Raw genomic sequence first — 19390 nt, forward strand, 5'->3', positions numbered from 1 at the left:
TCGCGTGGGCGGAGGCCTGACGGGCGTCGCCGTTGACCGGCCGCCCGGCCTGTGTACTGGTGGGGCGTCAGAGGCGCTTCGCTGAGGCAGGCTGCCGCGCGCCCCGGCCATGCCACCAGCTCCACGCTGTATGGCCCACGAGAAGCACGACGGCCACGACCGAGAGCACGCGAACCGAAGCCCACACCATTTCGACGACTCGGCCCTGCGAGTCGTCCACCTCTGCTGCCAGCCGTTGGGATGCCTCGAAGAAGGCGATCAACGGGACAAGCAGGCGGAACCCGAGACCGCCGATGCCGGGCGTTCTGGCCATACTCCCCAGGAGCCCAATGGGCGCACCGAAGGCGAAAGCCGCTACCCCCCAGAACACGGCCCTGGAGTAGAGGCCGTCACCCGCACCAGAGATGACGTGTCCCCCGGCCGGAACCGCCGGGCTCAGAAACTTGAAAAGGTAATATACGGCTACGCCCACTGCCAATGCCGAGGACGCCAGCAGTGATGCCTCGATTCTTGACCGCCGGGAGTAACCGACCAGGAAGGCGAAGCATGCCCACGACCATCCCACAGAAAATACGACGCCTACGGCCTGGCAGACCGGGTTGTCGAATTTGCTCACGAATGGGCCGACCGCGCCGAGCAGCGCACCTGCCCCGAGAACTGTCGCGATAGGAGCGATGCGAGAAGGCGTAAAGTGTGGGATTTTCATGACCCTACTCTGTGGCAATTTCCCAGGCGGAGAAAATCCGCCCCCGGCGGTGGCCGCCGGGGGCGGACGGAACTAGTACTTAGCGTAGTAGGTCTTGCACGTGTATGCCGCACCCGCGGTCATATTGGCGTAAGACCACTTGCCCTTGGCCGCCACGGCCTTGTTCGACCCCCCGGCCAGCTCCACGGTCGACCCATGCATCACCTTGGGGTGGTAGTAATTCGAGTAGCAGTACTGGCCATCGGTGGTGAGGTCCTTCCCATAGCTCCAAGTTCCGCCACCAATGTCGAGGACGGTCTTCGGCCTGATGCCTCCCGTGGAGCCAGCCGTGAACTCCACTACGCCCCATTCCTTGGGGTCTCCCAGCGCCGCAGGCGGCTGGGTGCCGTCACCCCTGGTGTGGGCCGTGATGGTGACCGCGCCAGCGGCCGGAACCTGGGCGCTGTCCGCAGTGGCCGGGGCGGCAAGGGTGCCCGCAGCCAGGAACCCACCCGCAATAGCAAAAGCTATGGACCTACCGGATGCCTTCATGTGATTCCCCTCCCGTGATGCCCCCCTCGCGGGGGCTGCGGGATGGATCTTCCCCCAACCCTCACATCCTGGTAAAGAGACGCTAAGGCACTTGACCGAAAAGCGCCGACGATGGATGTGTGAGATCTGCATACCTGCTCAATGGTAAGTACCGCTTCCTCGTAATGGTCGTTTGAGTGCGTAATGTCCGGCATGCTGGACTGGTGCCGCGCCGCTCCATCCGTGAGCAGGGCGGGCAGTGAGGTCGGAGGCGTACCGCAGGCCGATTCGCCATCCTGGGCAGGATGATCTACGCCAGCTACGTCAGGGAACTCCTCAAGCGCCTCCGCCAGGCTTCCCAACAAACCCTGTTACATCTCGCCGATCCGTCGCGAACCGGAAGCCGATCACCTGCCGCGAATCAACTCCTCAAGAGAGGCCTCATAACCCCATAGAGCCTCTTGCAACCCTTTCACTTCCTCATCCTGTTTTCCTGTTCCCGCCGAAGACGAGCCCGTTCAATTTTGCCTGCTTGCAGTTTCTGCGTCAAAACATCCAACTTGAGGCCCCGAATTCTTATCTCCTCAGCCGTCATAGGTTTGTCGCCAGTCAGATGCGACCGGCAGCAATTCGACGAGGAGACGGGGCTCCCCGCGGGCGAGTTGGCGTCGCGTACACCCCTTCCTGGTACGAGCACGTCACCAGTCGGGCGAGTACGGTCCCGGTGATCGGCTTCCGGGGGGAGAGCGAGCTGATGGCCGCGCACGGCGTGGCACGCATGACAGCCCGCCAGGCCTTGGGCGTGTTCAAGGACGAGGGCGTCGCCGAGTCCCGCAAGGGTGCTGGCGTGTTCGTGCGATCCTTCCGCCCGCTGCGGCGCCGAGGCATCCAGCGGCTGGCCCAGGAGCAATGGGGAAGTGGGCGCTCTATCGGGTCTGCCGACGTCGAGAACCGAACGCTTGTAGTCGATCAAGTGACGGTGTCGGAGGAGACGGCACCGGAAGGCGTCAGTCAGGTCCTTGATCTGGCTGAGGGGGAGACCGTGTGCGTGCGGCGGCGGTTCGTCCTGGATGGGAAGGCCGTGCTGCTCGCGACGAGTTATCTCCCCACGTCAGTGGTGGCGGGGTCCGCTCTCACTCAGGAGGACACCGGGCCAGGCGGTACCTGTGCGCGCCTTGCCGAACTCGGCTACAAGCCAGTGCACTTCCGCGAGGAGATCCGCTCGCGCATGCCCACGAAGGCTGAGGCGGCGCAGTTGAGCATCTCCGCAGGCACGCCCGTGATCCTCATCTGCCGCACCGCATTCGCGGACGAGGGCCGCCCCGTCGAGATCAACGAGATGACGCTCGACGCCGCCTCGTACATCCTGGAGTACGACTTCGACGCGTGACGCGGCGCGGCTGTTACAGGTTTCTCTACCTCATCAAGTGCCCGCGCGAGGCGCGGGCTGGCCCAAGCTCCGAGATGGAGGGGGCGCCGCTTGCGAGTGCCGGCCGAGTAGTGGCGTGCGCGGGGAGCTCCCATCCCGTCTCCCATCGACCCAGGCAGAGCCGAGCAGACGCCGCCCCTGGCGTCCAGGTCGTTCGTACAGTGGCGCGCTCCACCTGGATACGGCCGGGGGGACATTTGCTGAGGACATGAGAGGCCGTGCCCCTGACGTGCCCGATAGGCCGGGGACGCACGGGGAACACTGGGCAGCCACGGTAGACGGACACCAGAACGGCCCCTGACCAAACACCCAGGTCAGGGGCCGTTCTCACTGCTCAGCCAGCGGAGGCGGTGGGATTTGAACCCACGGTGACATCGCTGCCACGACGGTTTTCAAGACCGTTCCCTTAGGCCGCTCGGGCACACCTCCCCGCGCCGGCCGTGATCGGCGGCGCGGGGACAAGGGTAACGGGTCGGCGCGGGCGGGTGGAGGTCAGTTGTCGCCGACGCGGGAGCCGAGCGTGACGTCGACCGTGTGCTGCTTGCCGCCGCGCTCGTAGGTGATCGTGACCTTGTCACCGGGCTGGTGGGTCCAGATCTCGCCGATCAGGGTGGGGCCGGAGTCGATCACCCGGTCGTCGAGCTTGGTGATGACGTCGCCCGGCTTGAGACCCGCCTTGGCGGCCGGGCCGCCCGGCTCGACCGGTGCCGCGCCGCCCGCGCCCTGGTCGGTGATCTGCGCGCCGTCGGAGCCGTCGTCCAGGGAGACGGACGCGCCGATCTTCGCGTACACCGGCTTGCCGTTCTTGATCAGCTCCTGGGCCACGTACTTGGCCTGGTTGATCGGGATGGCGAAGCCCAGGCCGATCGAGCCCGACTGGCCGGTGCCGAAGCCGCCGTTGCCGGTGGACTGGATCGCGGAGTTGATGCCGATGACATTGCCCTGCGCGTCCAGCAGCGGACCGCCGGAGTTGCCCGGGTTGATCGAGGCGTCGGTCTGCAGGGCGCTCATGTACGACGCCTGGCTGCCGCTGCCGTCGCTGGAGGCGACCGGGCGGTTCTTGGCGCTGATGATGCCCGTCGTCACCGTGTCGGACAGACCGAACGGGGCGCCGATCGCGATGGTCGCGTCGCCGACGGCCACCTTGTCCGAGTCGCCGAGGGTGAGCGGCTTCAGGTCGCCGGGGGCGTTCTTGAGCTTGATGACCGCCACGTCGTAGCCCTGCGCGTGACCGACCACCTCGGCGTCGTACTTCTTGCCGCTCGGGAACGTCGCCGTGAGCTTGCCGCCGTCCACCGCGTCCGCCACCACGTGGTTGTTGGTGACGATGTGACCCTGCTTGTCGAAGACGAAGCCGGTGCCGGTGCCGCCCTCGCCGCTGGTGCTCTCGGCCTCGATCGTGACCGTGCTCGGCAGCGCCTTGGCGGCGACTCCCGCGGTCGTGCCCGGGTCGCGCTTGACGTCGCCGCCGCTCGCGGAAGCCGACACCGTCGTCGAGCCGGTGCTCTCGTCGTTGTCCTTCGCCAGCACATAGCCGAGTCCGCCGCCCAGACCGCCCGCGAACAGCGCGGCCACCAGGACCGCGGCGACCAGACCACCGCGCCCGCGGCCCGACTTCGGCGCCGGCTGCTGGTACGACGAACCCCAGCCGCCCGGGCCGGACCCGGAACCGCCGTCGCCGTACGGGGAGGCCGGCGGCGGGGGCGGGGGCCAGGAGGGGTCGGGGGCGGAAGAGGAGACGCCGGGGTGGCCGGCGTCACCGGAGGCGCCCTGCCCCTGAGGGTGCTGCCCCCGGGCGTCCTGCCCGTACGGCCCGGCCTGTGCCTGGGGCGCCGGAGCAGCGGGAGCGTCCACCGGCACGGGGGGTGCGGACGGGGCGGGGGGTACCGCGGTGCCCTCGTTCTCGGTGCTCACAGCTTCTCTCCTAGATCCACGGCCGTTTTTCCGGGTCGCAACGCGGTCACGCCTTTTCCCGCCGGTCGACGGGCCGACGCGATACAGCTGCGCTTGTCCCTTTGTATGCCGTCAGCTTTTCCCACCGGCCGTCAGAGCACCATAAGCGGTGGCTGTGCGTCCGAGGCTATTCTTTATATAGGTCATTACCGGCTAAAAGGATGCAATCCCAGTGCCTCCGTCCGGACCTGCGCATCCGTCGAGTCCGTCCGACCGGACGCGTACCCGCAGTCGGTGGCACCATGACGCGGTGACCCACGCACGACAGCACGTGATTCAAGTCGTCGCCCACCGCGGAGCCTCCGAGGACGCCCCGGAACACACCCTGGCCGCGTACACCAAGGCCATCGTGGACGGAGCGGACGCCCTCGAATGCGATGTGCGCCTCACCGCCGACGGCCACCTGGTGTGCGTGCACGACCGCCGGATCAACCGTACGTCCAACGGCCGCGGCGCGGTCTCCGCACTGGAGCTCGCCGACCTCGCCGCCCTGGACTTCGGCTCCTGGAAGAGGGGCGAGGCCTGGAAGGGACGCGACGAGGAACCCGACTGGGAGCACCGCCCGGAGGACCGCGAGGCGACCTCCGTCCTCACCCTGGAGCGGCTGCTGGAACTCGTCGCCGACGCCGGGCGCCGCGTGGAACTGGCCATCGAGACCAAGCACCCCACGCGCTGGGCGGGGCAGGTCGAGGACCGGCTGCTCGTCCTGCTGAAGCGGTTCGGCCTCGACGCCCCGGCCTCCGCCGAGGAGTCCCAGGTGCGGGTCATGAGCTTCTCGGCCCGCTCGCTGCACCGCGTGCGCGCCGCCTCGCCGACGCTCCCGACGGTCCATCTGACGCAGTTCCCCTCGCCCCGGCTGCGCGACGGGCGGCTGCCCCCGGGCGTGCGGATCGCGGGCCCCTCCATCCGGATCGTGCGCAATCACCCCACGTACATCGAGCGCCTGAAGCAGGCCGGGCACCAGGTGCACGTGTGGACCGTGAACGAGCCCGCGGACGTGGATCTCTGCGCCGGGCTGGGCGTCGACGCCATCATCACCAACCGCCCGCGCGCGGTGCTGGACCAGCTCGGCCGCTGACGTCCGGACCGGCGCGCAACCACTCAAGTCCCACCAGACCCACGCACACCTCTTGACCCCACGCCCCGGCAAACGGGATCCTCCCTTCTCGGCCACACCGATGGTTTCCAGCCAGGCGATTACAAGGAGTGCTCCGGCGCGTTCGGTCCGTATTCGCCCGTGGTGAATGCGTCACCGGGGGTGGATCGGCCGGTTTCCGGTACAGGCCAATGGGGCATCCACACCGTGGCGTGGGGCGAAGGAGGTCTCGGGGGTGGCGTTGGTGGTGGCACAGGAGGTGCCCACGTCGTCGAGCATGGCCGTACCCCATGGCCCTGCGGGCGTGGGGGAAGCGCGACACCGGATGCGTACGCAGCTGCGCAGAGGCGGAGTCGCGGAGTCGGTCATCGACGACGCCGTACTGATCCTTTCCGAACTCTTGAGCAACGCGTGCAAACACGGCAGACCCCTGGGCGACGCGCTGTCCGGCGACGGGGACGTCCGTGCCGCGTGGCGCGTGGATCCGGCCGGGCGGCTCATCGTCGAGGTCACGGACGGCGGCGGCCCGACCCGCCCCGCCCCCGCGACCCCGTCGGTCACGGCGCACGGCGGTCGCGGGCTGAACATCATCACCGCGCTCGCCGACGACTGGGGCGTGCGGGACGACATCCGCGGCGAGGTCACCGTGTGGGTCGTCGTCCACGACGATGTCCACGACCCCGACGCCGGCCACCGCCGCGACGACTTCGCGACGCGCGTCACCGCCCCCGCGGTCTCCCGGATACCCGGGCTGGGCTTCGCGGACGCCTTCGACGACATGGACTGAGCGCCGCACGCCGCGCTGGACCGGGTGTTGTCCACAGGACCCCGTGGCCCGGGGCACGAACGGCTAGGCTCGCGACCGTACGAGACGAGCCGTAACCGGGAGACCCATCGATGGCCAAGAAGCGACCCCAGACGAAGGCCAAGCGCCCGCAGACCACGGGCGGGGCCCGCACCGCGGGTGCCGGGGGAGACGTTCCGGTCGTCGGCGCCCGCGAGCCCTGCCCCTGCGGCAGCGGCCGCCGCTACAAGGCCTGTCACGGCCGGGCCGCCTCCCACGCCGCGACCGAACTGGTGCACCGCCCCTTCGAGGGTCTGCCCGGCGAGTGCGACTGGGTGGCCCTGCGCGAGCTGGTGCCGGCGGCCACGGTCGAACTGACCTTGAAGGACGGCCTGCCCGAGGGCGTCCCCGCGGTCACCCTGGCCACGGTCCTGCCCATGGCCTGGCCCGCCCTGCGCCGCGACGACGGCTCGGTCCTGCTCGGCCTGCAGAACGACACCTCCTCCGGCGACATCAGCCGCGACCTCGCCGACACCCTCCAGCGCGCCCTGGAGGCCCAGCCCGGCACGCCCGTCCAGGGCCGCCGCGCCCCGGCCGACAGCCCGCGGCTGCAGGACCTGCTCGACCCCGAGGGCGCGTTCGAGCCAGAAGTGCACAGCGGCTTCGAGTTCTGGGTCCCGGACCCGGAGAACGCCACGCCCGACGTGGCCGCCTCCCTGGAGCGGGCCAACGCCGCGGCCATCCCGACCGTCAAGCTCCAGGGCGTGGACGCCGCGTACTGGTGCGAGACGCCGGAGAAGAACCATCTGCGGTGGGTCATGCCGCACGCCGAGGAGCGGCTTCTGGACGCCCTCGCGCGGCTGCACGCGGCGGGCCGCTCCAGCCTCGGCGAGGGCACCCGCCTGGTGGGCTCCTTCCGCGCTCACGGGCTCACGGTGCCGGTGTGGGACCTGCCGAGCGGAGTCAAGGCCGAGGACATCGAGAAGCCGGCGGCCGAGTTCGCCGAGCGCCTCGCCGCCGCCCTGGCGACGGACGCGCCGCTCACCGCGGACGAGCGCCGCGCCCGCGGCGGCCTCACCAACCGGCAGGTCACGCTCAGCTGACACCCGCCGGTGGGCCGGCCGGCCGGGTCACCGGCGGGCCGGCCCCGCGCGTCCTGCGCCGATCACAACTCCCGGTGCGGACAAGCCAGTCGGTGACCGGAAAGACGAGATCGAATTTGCGAACCGCCGATCTCTTGTTACCGTTCCTGTAGCCCGGTTGCTGGTGCATCCCCCGTCGCCAGCAACCGGGTCTTTTCGTCTCCGCTTCCGTTCACGGAACGCAGCCGCTCGTCAACTGCCCGTTCTCACGCGCGAGTTGCTCCCCGAGCGCAGCAGCAGCGGCCCCCGCCCGCCCCGCTCGGCGAACTCCACGACGGCTGTGTACGCCGCCGGATTCCCGCGTGCGGGCTCGCGCGGCGTCTCACACGTCCCCGGCTCGTCCCCGGCCCCCAAGGCGCACGTCATCCGCACACTCCGGTCGTCGGGGCCCATGAGGCTCAGCACGGCGTCCAGCGCCTCGCCGGTCGCATTGCGGTAGTAGGTCCGCGCCCAGGTGGCCGCACCCCGCGCGACGACACAGGTCTGCGCCTCGATGCCGTCGGGGGAGGAGAGTTCGGGGCCGCAGCGCACGGCGGTCGACAGGCCCTGGCCGAGCGCGGGGAGGCCGGGGGCGGCGAAGGGCGCCCCCGGCGCCTTGTCGTCGGCGCGCGGGGAGGGGCGTAGGGCGCCGGAACCGGACGTGCGGACGTCGGCACCCGGCGCACCCACGGCGCCCTTCGACCCCGCGGACCCCGCAGACCTCGCCGGCTCCAAGGGCCCCACGGACCCCACAGACCCCGCGGACGCCACCGCCAGCGGCAGTGCGACCACGCACGCCACCACGACGCCCGCGAGGGCGAACAGTCCGGTCTTCCGGGAGTCCCGGGAGCGGTCCCGGGCATGACGCCGCATGGTTCCGGAACCTAACGCGCCGGGGCGGGCGCCGGGCTCGGCGCGCCCGACAGCCCTACAACTCGGGCGCGCTCACACCCGTACGAGTGAGGGCTTCCACCACGGCGTCCACCACGGCCTCGACATCGGGCACCCACGGCGAGGCCGAGCCGGGCAGCGGCGCGCGCTCCCAGCGGATCTCGCCCTGGCCCGTCCCGGACGGGGGCAGGGCCAGATAGCCGCCCTCACCGTGGAAGCGGAGCGAGCCGGGCACGAAGTCCTTGGCGTAGAGCAGCTCGCCGAGCTGCTCCATGGAGTACGGCTTGACGAGGATCGCCCAGCGGGTGGGTGAGGCGACGACCGGGCCGAGCCGCATGCCCGACCGGTCGAGCGCCTTGAGCGCGCGGGCGGCCGGCAGGGCCGGCAGGGAGACCGCGCAGGGGGCGCGGCCGCCGGTGGCCATGACGATCGGCGCCGTCGGCCGGTTGCCCCACCACCAGCGCACCATGCGCCCGTCGGTGGTGGCCGCGAGGAGGCCGGGGTCGAAGGGGTGCGCGCCGGGCACTGTGCACTCGGGGTCGGGGCAGCTGCAGCGGGAGTGCCCCTCAGGGTCCGCCGCCACGCCCGGGAGTACGGGCCACTGCCACTGCGTCGCGTAGGTCAGGGCCGCGCCGATCAGCTCAGGCCTCCCGTCGCTGCGCTGGGACAGGAGCCTGCGTCGCCTTCCGAGGATCTCGCGCATGAGCGCTCGTTCCTTTCCGTTGCACGCCTGGCAACACGGTGGTCCACATCACATCATGTGTCGGTCACTTCACTGTGCGTACCTGTTGGCGCATCACACCCCTGCTCGAGGCAAGGGGAACCCCTATGGGTCGAGCTTCGGGCTGCCTCCGCGGCCGTCCCGCCCATACTGCGTCTACCGAAAGCACGGGCCTGGCGTAGGGGTGGCGAAGTATGGCGTTTGCCGTCGCGCGTATTTCTCTCCGCCTCCGCCACGGGAGGATGGGGCACGGTCGTCGGTGGATAGGACGCCCGGTTCCGTCACCAGGTTCCGGGTGGTTCCCAACCACCCCTGGCCTTTACCGAGTAGGTACCCATCACGACCGTTGTGACGCTCCGTCGAGCAAGCCCAGTCGACCGCAATAAGCCGTCCCCTGAGGCAGTTTTCAGCCAACTTCGCTTTTCCGCAAGAGGAAGGAGAGTTGTTCCCTCGGACCTCCCGGACACCAGTAATCCCGGCAGGACAATGCTGGACATCTCCTCACGAGTGCGTGTACATGTGGAGACACTGCTAGCGACGCAGAATGACATGGGGGTTTGCGATGCTTTTGAGCAGTACGTACCGGTTGCAAGGCCGGACGCCATGAACGCTCCGCACCCTCCGAAAGTGGCTGGAATCGATTCAACGGTTCCTGCGCCCGCCCACACTGTCGCGCCCGTCGCGGCGGGTTCACCCCCGGCCGCCCCCGCACAGGGCCCGGCTCCCGCCGGCGCGGTGCTCCAGGACCGTCTCGCCGGCTGGGTCTCCGACCTCACCACGCTGCACGAACTCACCGAACGCCTGGCCCGCACGGCCACGCTCGACGCGGCGCTCCAGGAACTGCTGGGCGCCGGTGCCGCCCTGGTCGGCGCCCGGCGCGGCCTCGTCGTCCTGGAACCCGGTGACGGACTCGGCCCGGACACCACCACCGGCCTGGGCCTCGCCCGCGCCGACCTCGGCCACATCGAGACCGTCCCGCGCAGCGCCCTGTCCTACGGCCGGATCCTCGAAGGGCTGCCGGGCGGCGAGGACGGCATCGCCGAGCCCGACCTGTTCGCCGCCGAGGGGCTCGACCCCCGCCACCGCGAGGTCGCGTCCCGCCTCGGCTACGCGGCCAGCTACGCCCTCCCCCTGACCACCGACACCGCGGGCCGTCTCGGCGCCGCCGTGTGGCTCTACGACGAACCCGCCGAGCCGGGCGAGCGGCAGCGCCACCTCGCCGGCCTCTACGCGCGCTACGCCGCCGAGCACCTGGCCCGGCTCCTCGAACTGGAACGCACGCGCACGTCCATGGCCACGATGTCGGACGAGCTGCTGCCCGCGCGGCTGCCCCGGGTCGCCGGTGTCCAGCTCGCCGCCCGGCACCGCACCGGCCCGCGGGGCGGCGGCGACTGGTACGACGCGCTGCCGCTGCCCGACGCCGCCCTCGGCCTCGCCGTGGGATCCGTCACCGGGTCGGGCCCGAGCGCGGTCGCCGCGATGGGACGGCTGCGGGCGTCGCTGCGCGCGTACGCCGTGATGGAGGGGGAGGACCCGGTCGCCGTCCTGTCCGACCTGGAACTGCTGCTGCGGCTGACCGAACCGGCCCGCTCGGCCACCGCCCTGTTCGGCTACTGCGAACCGGCCGCGCGCAAGATCACGCTGGCCGGCGCCGGGCACAGCCCGCCCCTGCTGATCGGGCAGCGCCGTACGGAGTTCGTCGAGACGTCCGTCTCCGCCCCGCTGGGCATGCTCGCCTGCTGGGAGGCGCCCAGCGTGGAGATCCTCGCCGAGCCCGGAGAGACGGTTCTGCTCTACACCGACGGGCTGCTGCACCGCACCGGCGAGGCCACGGACCGCGCCTTCGCCCGGCTCCACGCGGCGGCGGCCGGAGTGCCCCGGGCCCTGCGCGGCGATCCCGGCGCGATCGCCGACCACGTCCTGCGCGGTGTGCTGCCGGAGGAACTGGACGCGGCGGACGGTGCGGAGGACGTCGTGCTCCTCGCGGTCCGGTTCGAGTAACGCCGTGCTCCTCGCGGTCCGGTTCGAATAACGCTCCTCGTCATCGCCCTGGGGCCCCTTCAGCGCCGCCGTACAGTGGACGGTGGTCCAGTGGCGTATCGAGGAGGATGACCGTGGCCGAGGAGCTCACACCGGCGATCCCGGACGAGAGCGAAGAGCCGATCAAGCAGCGGAAGAACGGACTGTACCCGGGCGTGTCCGATGAGCTGGCCGAGAACATGAAGAGCGGCTGGGCCGACACCGAGCTGCGTGACCTCGAACCCATCCCCCAGGCCGCCGAGACCGCCGCCCGCCGGGCCGCGCTGTCCGCGCGCTTCCCGGGTGAGCGTCTGGTGATCCCCGCGGGCAACCTGAAGACCCGCTCGAACGACACCGAGTACGCCTTCCGCGCCTCCGTCGAGTACGCCTACCTCACCGGCAACCAGACCGAGGACGGCGTCCTGGTCCTGGAGCCCAAGGACGAGGGCCACGAGGCGACGATCTACCTCCTGCCGCGTTCCGACCGGGAGAACGGCGAGTTCTGGCTGGACGGCCAGGGCGAGCTGTGGGTCGGCCGCCGGCACTCCCTCACCGAAGCCGGACAGCTGTACGGCATCCCCGCCTCCGACGTGCGCGAGCTGGCCGGCGCCCTGCGCGAGGCCACCGGTCCGGTGCGGGTCGTGCGCGGCTACGACGCCGGCATCGAGGCGGCCCTGACCGACAAGGTCACCGCCGAGCGCGACGAGGAGCTGCGGGTCTTCCTCTCCGAGGCGCGCCTGGTCAAGGACGAGTTCGAGATCGGCGAGCTGCAGAAGGCGGTCGACTCGACCGTGCGCGGCTTCGAGGACGTCGTGAAGGTCCTCGACAAGGCCGAGGCGACCTCCGAGCGGTACATCGAGGGCACGTTCTTCCTCCGCGCGCGCGTCGAGGGCAACGACGTCGGCTACGGCACGATCGCCGCGGCCGGCCCGCACGCCTGCACGCTGCACTGGGTGCGCAACGACGGGGCCGTGCGCTCGGGCGAGCTGCTGCTGCTCGACGCGGGGGTCGAGACGCACACGTACTACACGGCCGACGTGACCCGCACGCTGCCGATCAACGGTCGGTTCGACGAGATCCAGCGCAAGATCTACGACGCCGTGTACGAGGCTCAGGAGGCCGGGATCGCGGCGGTCAAGCCCGGAGCGAAGTACCGCGACTTCCACGACGCCGCCCAGCGGGTGCTGGCCGAGAGGCTCGTCGAGTGGGGCCTCGTCGAGGGGCCCGTGGAGCGGGTGCTGGAGCTCGGGCTTCAGCGGCGCTGGACGCTGCACGGCACCGGGCACATGCTCGGCATGGACGTGCACGACTGTGCGGCGGCCCGGGTCGAGGCGTACGTCGACGGTGTTCTCGAGCCGGGGATGTGCCTGACCGTGGAACCGGGGCTGTACTTCCAGGCCGATGACCTGACGGTGCCGGAGGAGTACCGGGGCATCGGGGTGCGGATCGAGGACGACATCCTCGTGACGGAGGACGGCAACCGGAATCTGAGTGCGGCGCTGCCTCGGCGGTCCGACGAGGTCGAGGCGTGGATGGCCTCCGTCAAGGGCTGAGTGTCGTCTGCGGGTGCGCGGGGGCCGGCCGCGCGGTTCCCCGCGCCCGCACAGGCCTGAGGGCGTCCAGGAACAGGGCGCCCGAGAGCAGAGGTGCGCTGCCGCGGGGCGTCCAGCCCCGGTCGGTGAGGGTGGTGTCCAGGGCTGCCAGCGCCGCGCGCCGCGTTCCGTTCCCGTTCCGCCCGCGTCCAGGACACCGCGCGCCCACGCCTGGACCTGCCGCAGGCCGATCGGGCCCGCCCTGTGGAGCAGTTCCGTGTCCTGGAGGGTGGACATCACCACCGTGAGCAGGGCGTCCAGCCGGGCCTGGGGCTCGATGGCGCCCCGGCCACGGGCCGCGGTGAGGGCGGTCAGGGCCCGGCGGACGTGGGGGAAGCCGGCTCTGCCCTCTCCTCTCGCACCGGCCGCGCCGTAGCGAGCCGACATGGTGGAGCCTCGTGAGGGGCGGCGCGGGGCGCGGCGGTCCGGGTGGCCGGCCAGGTGTCCCGCCAGGGCCGTGGTGTCGGCCGGCCCGGCTCCCGGCCGCAGTGCCGCAGCCGCTACGAGCAGGCCCAGCGTCCACAGGGCGCCCCGGTGGCCGCCGCCCGTCAGCGCCACCGTGTGCTCCGTGGAGCGGCCGATCGCGCCCAGGTCCATGCGGCGGCGGGCGTGGGGCTCGCCCCTACGGCGGGCCGTGGCGGCCATCGCCGTGAGGCCGCTGGGCAGCAGGGCCCGGGCCGACCAGCACAGGGCGCTGTGGTCACGGCGGGTGGCCCGGGCCGTCAGGTCGCGCGGGTCGGGCAGGCCCGGCTTGGGCGCCAGGGCCAGCTGGCCGAGCAGGGCGTCGACAGCGGCCCGGGCGAGCGCCTCGTCCTCGCGGTCGTTGCCGTGCTGCGTTCGGGTCATGGCACCGGAATGCAGGGACGCCACCCGTCAGGGGTGTGGGGCCCTGCTGTGGACCGGCTGTGAAGGAGCCGGGAACGTCCGACCGGTCGGTCAAGAAACAGCAGGTCAGCGGTAGTTGCCGTATGAGATCATGGCCGACCTTGCCGGGCCGATTCAGGGAACGGGCGCGATCACCATGAAGAACGTTCAGACGGCGCTGACCATGCAGGACGCCATCCTGACCCTGCAGAAGTACTGGAGCGACAACGGCTGCATGATCACGCAGCCGCTGAACACCGAGGTCGGAGCCGGTACGGCCAACCCGGCCACGGCACTGCGGGTGCTCGGTCCCGAGCCGTGGAGCGTCGCCTACGTGGAGCCGAGCGTGCGGCCGGACGACTCGCGCTACGGCGAGAATCCCAACCGGCTCCAGACCCACACCCAGTTCCAGGTGATCCTCAAGCCCGACCCGGGCAACCCGCAGGAGCTGTACCTGGGCAGCCTGCGCGCCCTGGGCGTCGACCTGAACGCGCACGACGTGCGGTTCGTCGAGGACAACTGGGCCTCGCCGGCGCTCGGCGCCTGGGGGCTGGGCTGGGAGGTCTGGCTGGACGGCATGGAGATCACCCAGTTCACCTACTTCCAGCAGGTCGGCGGCGTCGCCCTGGACCCGGTGTCGGTGGAGATCACGTACGGCCTCGAACGCATCCTGATGAACCTCCAAGGCGTGTCCCACTTCAAGGACATCGCCTATGCGCCGGGCATCACCTACGGCGAGGTGTTCGGGCAGAACGAGTACGAGATGAGCCGCTACTACCTCGACGACGCCGACATCGACACCAACCACCGGCTGTTCGAGTCGTACGCGGCCGAGGCCCGGCGCCTGCTGGACCTGGAGCTGCCGGTCCCGGCGTACACGTACGTGCTGAAGTGCAGCCACACCTTCAACGTGCTCGACGCGCGCGGTGCGATCAGCACGACCGAGCGGGCCAAGGCGTTCTCGCTGATGCGCGGGCTGACGCACGAGACGGCGAAGCTGTGGGAGCGGCGGCGGGCCGCCCTGGAGCATCCGCTCGGGCTGGCCCCGACACCGGCTCCGGCCGAGCGGGGCATGATGCCCAAGGTGCCCGGCGTCGAGACGCTGCTGTTCGAGATCGGCGTGGAGGAACTGCCGTACGCCGAGGTGCCCGCCACCACCGAGGCGGTGCGCGAGTCGGTCACCGCCAAACTCGCCGCGACCCGGCTGGGGCACGGCGCGATCACCGTGCTGGCCACACCGCGCCGGATCGTGATCACGGTCGACGGTGTGCAGCCGCGCGAGCGGGACACCATGCGGACCGTGCGCGGGCCCAAGGTCGCCGCCGCCTACAAGGACGGCGCCCCCACTCCCGCCCTCCTGGGCTTCGCCCGCAGCCAGGGCGCCGAACCGGCCGACGTCCGGGTCGTCGAGGCCAACGGGGTCGAGTACGTGGCGGTCACCCGCCACGAGGAGGGGCGTCCGGCCGTCGAGGTGCTCAGCGAGCTGCTGGCCGAGGTCGTCTCCGGCCTGCGGGCCGGGCGCAACATGCGCTGGAGCGACCCGGGGCTGTCGTTCTCGCGTCCCGTGCGCTGGCTGCTCGCGCTGCTGGGCCGTACCCCCCTGCCCGTGGTGGTCTCCTCGCTCTCCGCGAGCGACACGACACGGGTGCAGCGGCAGGCCCCCTACCCGGAGGTCCGGGTGACCTCCGCCGAGGGCTACCCGCACTTCCTGCACATGCACGGCATCCTGCTCGACCGGGAGGCCCGGCGCGGGGCGGTCGTGCGCGGCGCCCTGGAGGCGGCGGCCGAGGTGGGCGGACGCGTCGACGTGGAGGGCCAGGCCGGGCTGATCGACGAGATCACCGACATCCTTGAGTTCCCGTACGCCGTGCGGGGGTCCTTCGACGAGCGCTACCTCGAACTGCCCGCGAGCGTCCTGACCACCGTGATGCGCAAGCACCAGCGCTATCTGCCGGTGCTGGACGGGGAGCGGCTCATGCCGCACTTCGTGACCTTCGCCAACGCCCTGTGCGACGACGACGTGGTGCGGGCGGGCAACGAGGCGGTTCTGCGGGCCCGTTACGAGGATGCCGCGTTCTTCTGGCGGGCGGACCTGAAGGTGGCGCCGGAGGAGTTCCGGAGGCGGCTGGACAAGCTGACCTTCGAGGACCGGCTCGGTACGGTCGCCGACCGCGCCGTCCGGCTCGCCTCCCTCGCCCTGGATCTGGCCGGGCGGGCCGGGCTCCCGCAGGACACGGTGGAGGTCGTGCGGCGGGCCGGTGCGCTGGCCAAGTTCGACCTGGCCTCGCAGATGGTCATCGAGTTCTCCGGACTGGCCGGGGTCATGGCGGAGGAGTACGCCCGCCGGGCCGGCGAGTCCCCCGAGGTCGCGCGGGCGCTGGCCGAGATGGAGCTGCCGCGCTCCGCCGGTGGCGCCCTGCCGGCCGGGGACGCGGGTGCCGTGCTGTCCCTGGCCGACCGGTTCGACCTGGTGACGGGCATGTTCCTGATCGGCGCGGCACCGACCGGCAGCTCCGACCCGTACGGGGTGCGGCGGGCCGCCATCGGGCTGCTCAACGTGCTGCGAAGCCTGCCCGCCGTGGCCGGGGTGCGGGTGAGCGAGGGTCTGCGCGCGGCGGCCGTGCGGTATGCCGCGCAGGGCGTCGAGGTACCCGCCGAGCGGGTCGCCGAGGCCGCCGAACTCATCACCCGGCGCTACGAGCAGCAGCTCACGGACGCCGGGCACGAGCACCGGCTCGTGCAGGCCGTACTGGTGTGGGCGGACCGTCCCGCCCAGGGTGATCGCACGCTGGCCACCCTGGAGCGGCATGTCGGCAGCGAGGCGTTCGAGGCGCTCGCCGCCGCGTTCCAGCGGGTGGTGCGCATCCTGCCCGAGGGCGGCGTCGAGGGAGCGGACGTGTCCCTGCTGACCGCGCCCGCCGAGCTGCGTCTCGCCGAGAGCGCGCAGGCCGTGCGAGAGGCCTTGCAGGGACGGGAGGACGATCTCGGCGCTCTGATCGAGGTCTCCGCCCCCCTGGTCGACGCCATCGGCACCTTCTTCGACGAGGTGCTGGTGATGGACCCCGACCCGGCGCTCCGGGCGGCGCGGCTGGCGCTGCTGACGGACGTGGCGGGGCTGGCCCGTACGACGGTGGACTGGGGCGCGCTGTAGGACGGTGGTTCACGGGCGGTTCACGGGCGGTGTTTCACGTTGCGGTGTTTCACGTGAAACACCGCGCGGCCGGAGAGGTCAGACCGCCATCAGAGGTGCGTCGCTGCGCCACTTCAGGACCTTGTCGAAGCTCACCACGGCTCCGCCCCGGCCCGGCTTGTTGCCGATGTGGACGTGGTCGGCGAGTTCCTCGATGAGGCCCAGCCCCCTGCCGTTCTCCGCGTCGGTGTGCGCGGGACGGATCGGCGGGCGGGACCGCCCGGCGGACGCCGCGGGGAACCCCGGGCCCGCGTCGGCGACCTCGATCCGGCACTTCTCGCCGTCCAGGTACGCGGTGACCCGGTAGGCCTCCGAGCCGGGTCCCCGGCCCGTGTCCCCGCCGTGCTCCACGGCGTTCGCGCAGGCCTCGCTGAGGGCGACGGAGAGATCATAGGAGATGTCCGGGTCGACGCCCGCGGTCTCCATCGTGCCGATCAGCAGGCGGCGGGCGAGCGGCACGCTCGCAGCTTCGCGCCGCAGATGGAGTGACCACCAGATGCTCATGCTCCAGCCTCCTGGCTGCGGCTCGACATACCGTTACGTATTGCCCTCCGTGCCCGTATGTAAGCGTGAAGTTGACGTGACGCCGCCCATACGGCGGATGCGCGCTGGTCCTGATCGGTGTATGTGGGGGCAGACACCGGCGCATCTGGGGGCGTGCGGGGCCAGAGCATGACGTTCCGGTCGTAGGGCATCTTGTGGACCTGCCGCACGGGGCCTGCGGGGCCAGTGCGATGATGAGCCCGCCATGACTGCCCCCCACGCGCGCGCGACGCGCTCCGGACACACGCTCCGGATCCTGCGGGCCGCGGTGTTCGCCGCGGTCTGTGTCGTGCTGGCCGGGGCAGGTCACGCGCTCGCCTCCTGCGACGGCATTCCCCTGTGGACGCTGGGCGCCGGGTTCCTCGGGGTGGTCGCGGTGGCGGCTCCGCTCGCCGGGCGCGTGCGCTCGCTGGCGGGAATCACCGGGATGCTCGCGGTCGGCCAGACGGTGCTGCACACGCTGTTCGGCCTCGGCCAGCACGGTACGGCCGCCGTCACGTCCTCGGCGCCGGCGGGCGGAAGCGACGCCGCGCTGGTCCAGCAGGCCGCGCGGTTCGTATGCGGAACCACGGCGGCGGCGATCAGCCCGGCGCAGGCCCACAGGATCCTCACCGAAGCCCGGATCCAGCCGTCCCCGGGGACGCACACGCATCTGCCCGCGGACACCCTGTCCGAGTCGGCCTCACTGTGGCCGTCCCTGCCGATGCTGCTCGGTCACGTACTTGCGGCGCTCGCCGCCGGCTGGCTGCTGCGCCACGGCGATCTGGCGCTGCTGCGGCTCACCGAACTGTCGGCGCAGGGTGTCGCCGAGGGGGCGTTCGTACGCTCCCTGCGGGCCGCCCTCGCGCTGGTACACGCCCTGCGCGCCGGGCTTCCCGGAGCCCCGGAGGCCCGTCGGTGCCCGGTGCGCACCGCGCGGTCCGAGCCGCCGATGCCGCGCACCACGGCGCTCCAGCACACGGTGATCCGGCGCGGCCCGCCGGCCGCCACGGCTTCCACAGCCGCACTCGCCCTCGCCGCCTGACGCGACGCGACCACCACCACTTCCGCTACGGGACGTCCCGGGCCTCCTCTCTCGGAGCCTCGGATCCCTGGATCCCGCGGAGGAGGGGCCGCCGTCGTGCGGCACGCGCGTGCGCATCCCTCCTTTCACACCATCCAGACCGACTCACAGCGGAGCGCTCCTTCCATGAAGGCTTCCCGTATCGTCGCGGCCGGTGCCGCCGCCGGTGTCACCGTTCTCGCCCTGTCCGCCCCCGCCTTCGCGCACGTCACCGTGCAGCCCGAGGGCACGGCCGCCAAGGGCGGCTACGCGGTGGTGGACTTCAAGGTCCCCAACGAACGTGACGACGCCTCGACCACCAAGCTCGAGGTCAACTTCCCCACCGACCACCCGCTGGCCTCCGTCATGCCGGAGCCCATGCCCGGCTGGAAGATCGAGGTCACCAAGTCCAAGCTGGACAAGCCGCTGGAGATGCACGGCGAGAAGATCACCGAGGCCGTCAGCAAGGTCACCTGGACCGCCGACGGCAAGGGAATCGAACCCGGCTACTTCGAGAAGTTCCCGCTGTCCGTCGGCCAGCTGCCCGAGGACACCGACCAACTGGTCTTCAAGGCCCTGCAGACGTACTCCAACAAGGAGGTCGTCCGGTGGATCGAGGTGCCGCAGAAGGGCCAGGAGGAGCCCGACAACCCGGCCCCGGTGCTGGAGCTGTCCGCCGCCTCCGAGGGCGGGCACCACGACGCGGCGGCCGGTGAGGACTCCGACGCCAAGTCGGCCGAGAAGGCCTCCGCCCACACCACCGCCTCCGACTCCGCCTCCTCCGACGGCACCGACACCACCGCCCGCGTTCTGGGCATCGTCGGCATCGTGGTCGGCGCGGCGGGCGTCGCCTACGGCGTGCTCGCCGGCCGTCGGCGCGCCGGCGCCTGAGGCCGCATCCGTTGCCGGCGCACACCGGATCCCCGCCC

At 71.4% G+C, this 19390-nt stretch carries 14 protein-coding genes, 1 tRNA gene and 2 pseudogenes; 9 read left to right on the plus strand and 8 right to left on the minus strand.

Annotated elements, in window-relative coordinates:
• Positions 1–67 precede the first annotated feature (67 nt).
• Positions 68–706, minus strand: coding sequence for a hypothetical protein (locus ACFY9E_RS13000; RefSeq protein WP_390982368.1), 639 nt, complete (start codon positions 704–706; stop codon positions 68–70).
• A 72-nt stretch (positions 707–778) separates the two neighbouring features.
• The gene (locus ACFY9E_RS13005) at positions 779–1237 is read right to left on the minus strand and encodes a lactococcin 972 family bacteriocin (protein WP_390982371.1); all 459 of its coding nucleotides are present in this window, start codon (positions 1235–1237) and stop codon (positions 779–781) included.
• A gap of 663 nt (positions 1238–1900) precedes the next feature.
• Here ACFY9E_RS13005 and ACFY9E_RS13010 point away from each other — a divergent pair.
• A pseudogene (locus ACFY9E_RS13010) lies at positions 1901–2606 on the plus strand (GntR family transcriptional regulator).
• 381 nt (positions 2607–2987) lie between these two features.
• Here the strand turns inward: ACFY9E_RS13010 and ACFY9E_RS13015 are convergent.
• Both ACFY9E_RS13015 and ACFY9E_RS13020 read right to left on the minus strand, forming a co-directional pair.
• Positions 2988–3074, minus strand: a tRNA-Ser gene (locus ACFY9E_RS13015).
• Between the two features lie 63 nt (positions 3075–3137).
• Complete coding sequence (locus ACFY9E_RS13020; RefSeq protein ID WP_390982373.1) at positions 3138–4559, minus strand: trypsin-like peptidase domain-containing protein; 1422 nt, start codon at positions 4557–4559, stop codon at positions 3138–3140.
• A 289-nt stretch (positions 4560–4848) separates the two neighbouring features.
• Here ACFY9E_RS13020 and ACFY9E_RS13025 point away from each other — a divergent pair, with 289 nt between their 5' ends.
• The 3 genes from ACFY9E_RS13025 to ACFY9E_RS13035 all read left to right on the plus strand — a co-directional run bounded on the left by ACFY9E_RS13025 (position 4849) and on the right by ACFY9E_RS13035 (position 7581).
• Complete coding sequence (locus tag ACFY9E_RS13025) at positions 4849–5676, plus strand: glycerophosphodiester phosphodiesterase family protein (protein ID WP_390982376.1); 828 nt, start codon at positions 4849–4851, stop codon at positions 5674–5676.
• Positions 5677–5842: 166 nt separating this feature from the next.
• A complete protein-coding gene (locus ACFY9E_RS13030) occupies positions 5843–6481 on the plus strand; it encodes an ATP-binding protein (RefSeq protein WP_390982378.1) in 639 nt (212 codons plus the stop codon).
• A gap of 110 nt (positions 6482–6591) precedes the next feature.
• A complete protein-coding gene (locus ACFY9E_RS13035) occupies positions 6592–7581 on the plus strand; it encodes a DUF5926 family protein (RefSeq protein ID WP_390982380.1) in 990 nt (329 codons plus the stop codon).
• Between the two features lie 231 nt (positions 7582–7812).
• Here ACFY9E_RS13035 and ACFY9E_RS13040 read toward each other — a convergent pair whose 3' ends face one another.
• Together ACFY9E_RS13040 and ACFY9E_RS13045 are read right to left on the minus strand one after the other, a co-directional pair.
• Complete coding sequence (locus ACFY9E_RS13040) at positions 7813–8472, minus strand: hypothetical protein (protein WP_390982382.1); 660 nt, start codon at positions 8470–8472, stop codon at positions 7813–7815.
• A gap of 55 nt (positions 8473–8527) precedes the next feature.
• Complete coding sequence (locus ACFY9E_RS13045; protein ID WP_390982384.1) at positions 8528–9193, minus strand: bifunctional DNA primase/polymerase; 666 nt, start codon at positions 9191–9193, stop codon at positions 8528–8530.
• A 504-nt stretch (positions 9194–9697) separates the two neighbouring features.
• On the opposite strand from ACFY9E_RS13045, the gene ACFY9E_RS13050 reads away from it, so the two are divergent.
• Positions 9698–11212, plus strand: coding sequence for a SpoIIE family protein phosphatase (locus tag ACFY9E_RS13050; RefSeq protein WP_390982386.1), 1515 nt, complete (start codon positions 9698–9700; stop codon positions 11210–11212).
• 113 nt (positions 11213–11325) lie between these two features.
• Entirely contained in the window at positions 11326–12783 is a 1458-nt protein-coding gene (locus tag ACFY9E_RS13055) for an aminopeptidase P N-terminal domain-containing protein (protein ID WP_390982389.1), read from the plus strand.
• On the opposite strand, the pseudogene ACFY9E_RS13060 reads toward ACFY9E_RS13055, so the two are convergent.
• Positions 12773–13668: pseudogene (locus ACFY9E_RS13060) on the minus strand (triphosphoribosyl-dephospho-CoA synthase). The gene ACFY9E_RS13055 and the pseudogene ACFY9E_RS13060 overlap by 11 nt on opposite strands.
• 175 nt (positions 13669–13843) lie before the next feature.
• Here ACFY9E_RS13060 and ACFY9E_RS13065 point away from each other — a divergent pair.
• Positions 13844–16837 (plus strand): glycine--tRNA ligase, encoded by a 2994-nt coding sequence (locus tag ACFY9E_RS13065; protein WP_390982391.1) that lies wholly within the window; start codon positions 13844–13846, stop codon positions 16835–16837.
• 78 nt (positions 16838–16915) lie between these two features.
• Here the strand turns inward: ACFY9E_RS13065 and ACFY9E_RS13070 are convergent, their stop codons facing one another.
• Entirely contained in the window at positions 16916–17380 is a 465-nt protein-coding gene (locus ACFY9E_RS13070) for an ATP-binding protein (RefSeq protein ID WP_283972274.1), read from the minus strand.
• Positions 17381–17624: 244 nt separating this feature from the next.
• On the opposite strand from ACFY9E_RS13070, the gene ACFY9E_RS13075 reads away from it, so the two are divergent.
• Positions 17625–18443 (plus strand): hypothetical protein, encoded by an 819-nt coding sequence (locus ACFY9E_RS13075; RefSeq protein WP_390982394.1) that lies wholly within the window; start codon positions 17625–17627, stop codon positions 18441–18443.
• Between the two features lie 165 nt (positions 18444–18608).
• A complete protein-coding gene (locus tag ACFY9E_RS13080) occupies positions 18609–19352 on the plus strand; it encodes a DUF1775 domain-containing protein (RefSeq protein WP_390982396.1) in 744 nt (247 codons plus the stop codon).
• Positions 19353–19390: the final 38 nt, after the last annotated feature.

Source organism: Streptomyces sp. NPDC012466, assembly GCF_042955215.1.
Taxonomy (GTDB): Bacteria; Actinomycetota; Actinomycetes; order Streptomycetales; family Streptomycetaceae; genus Streptomyces.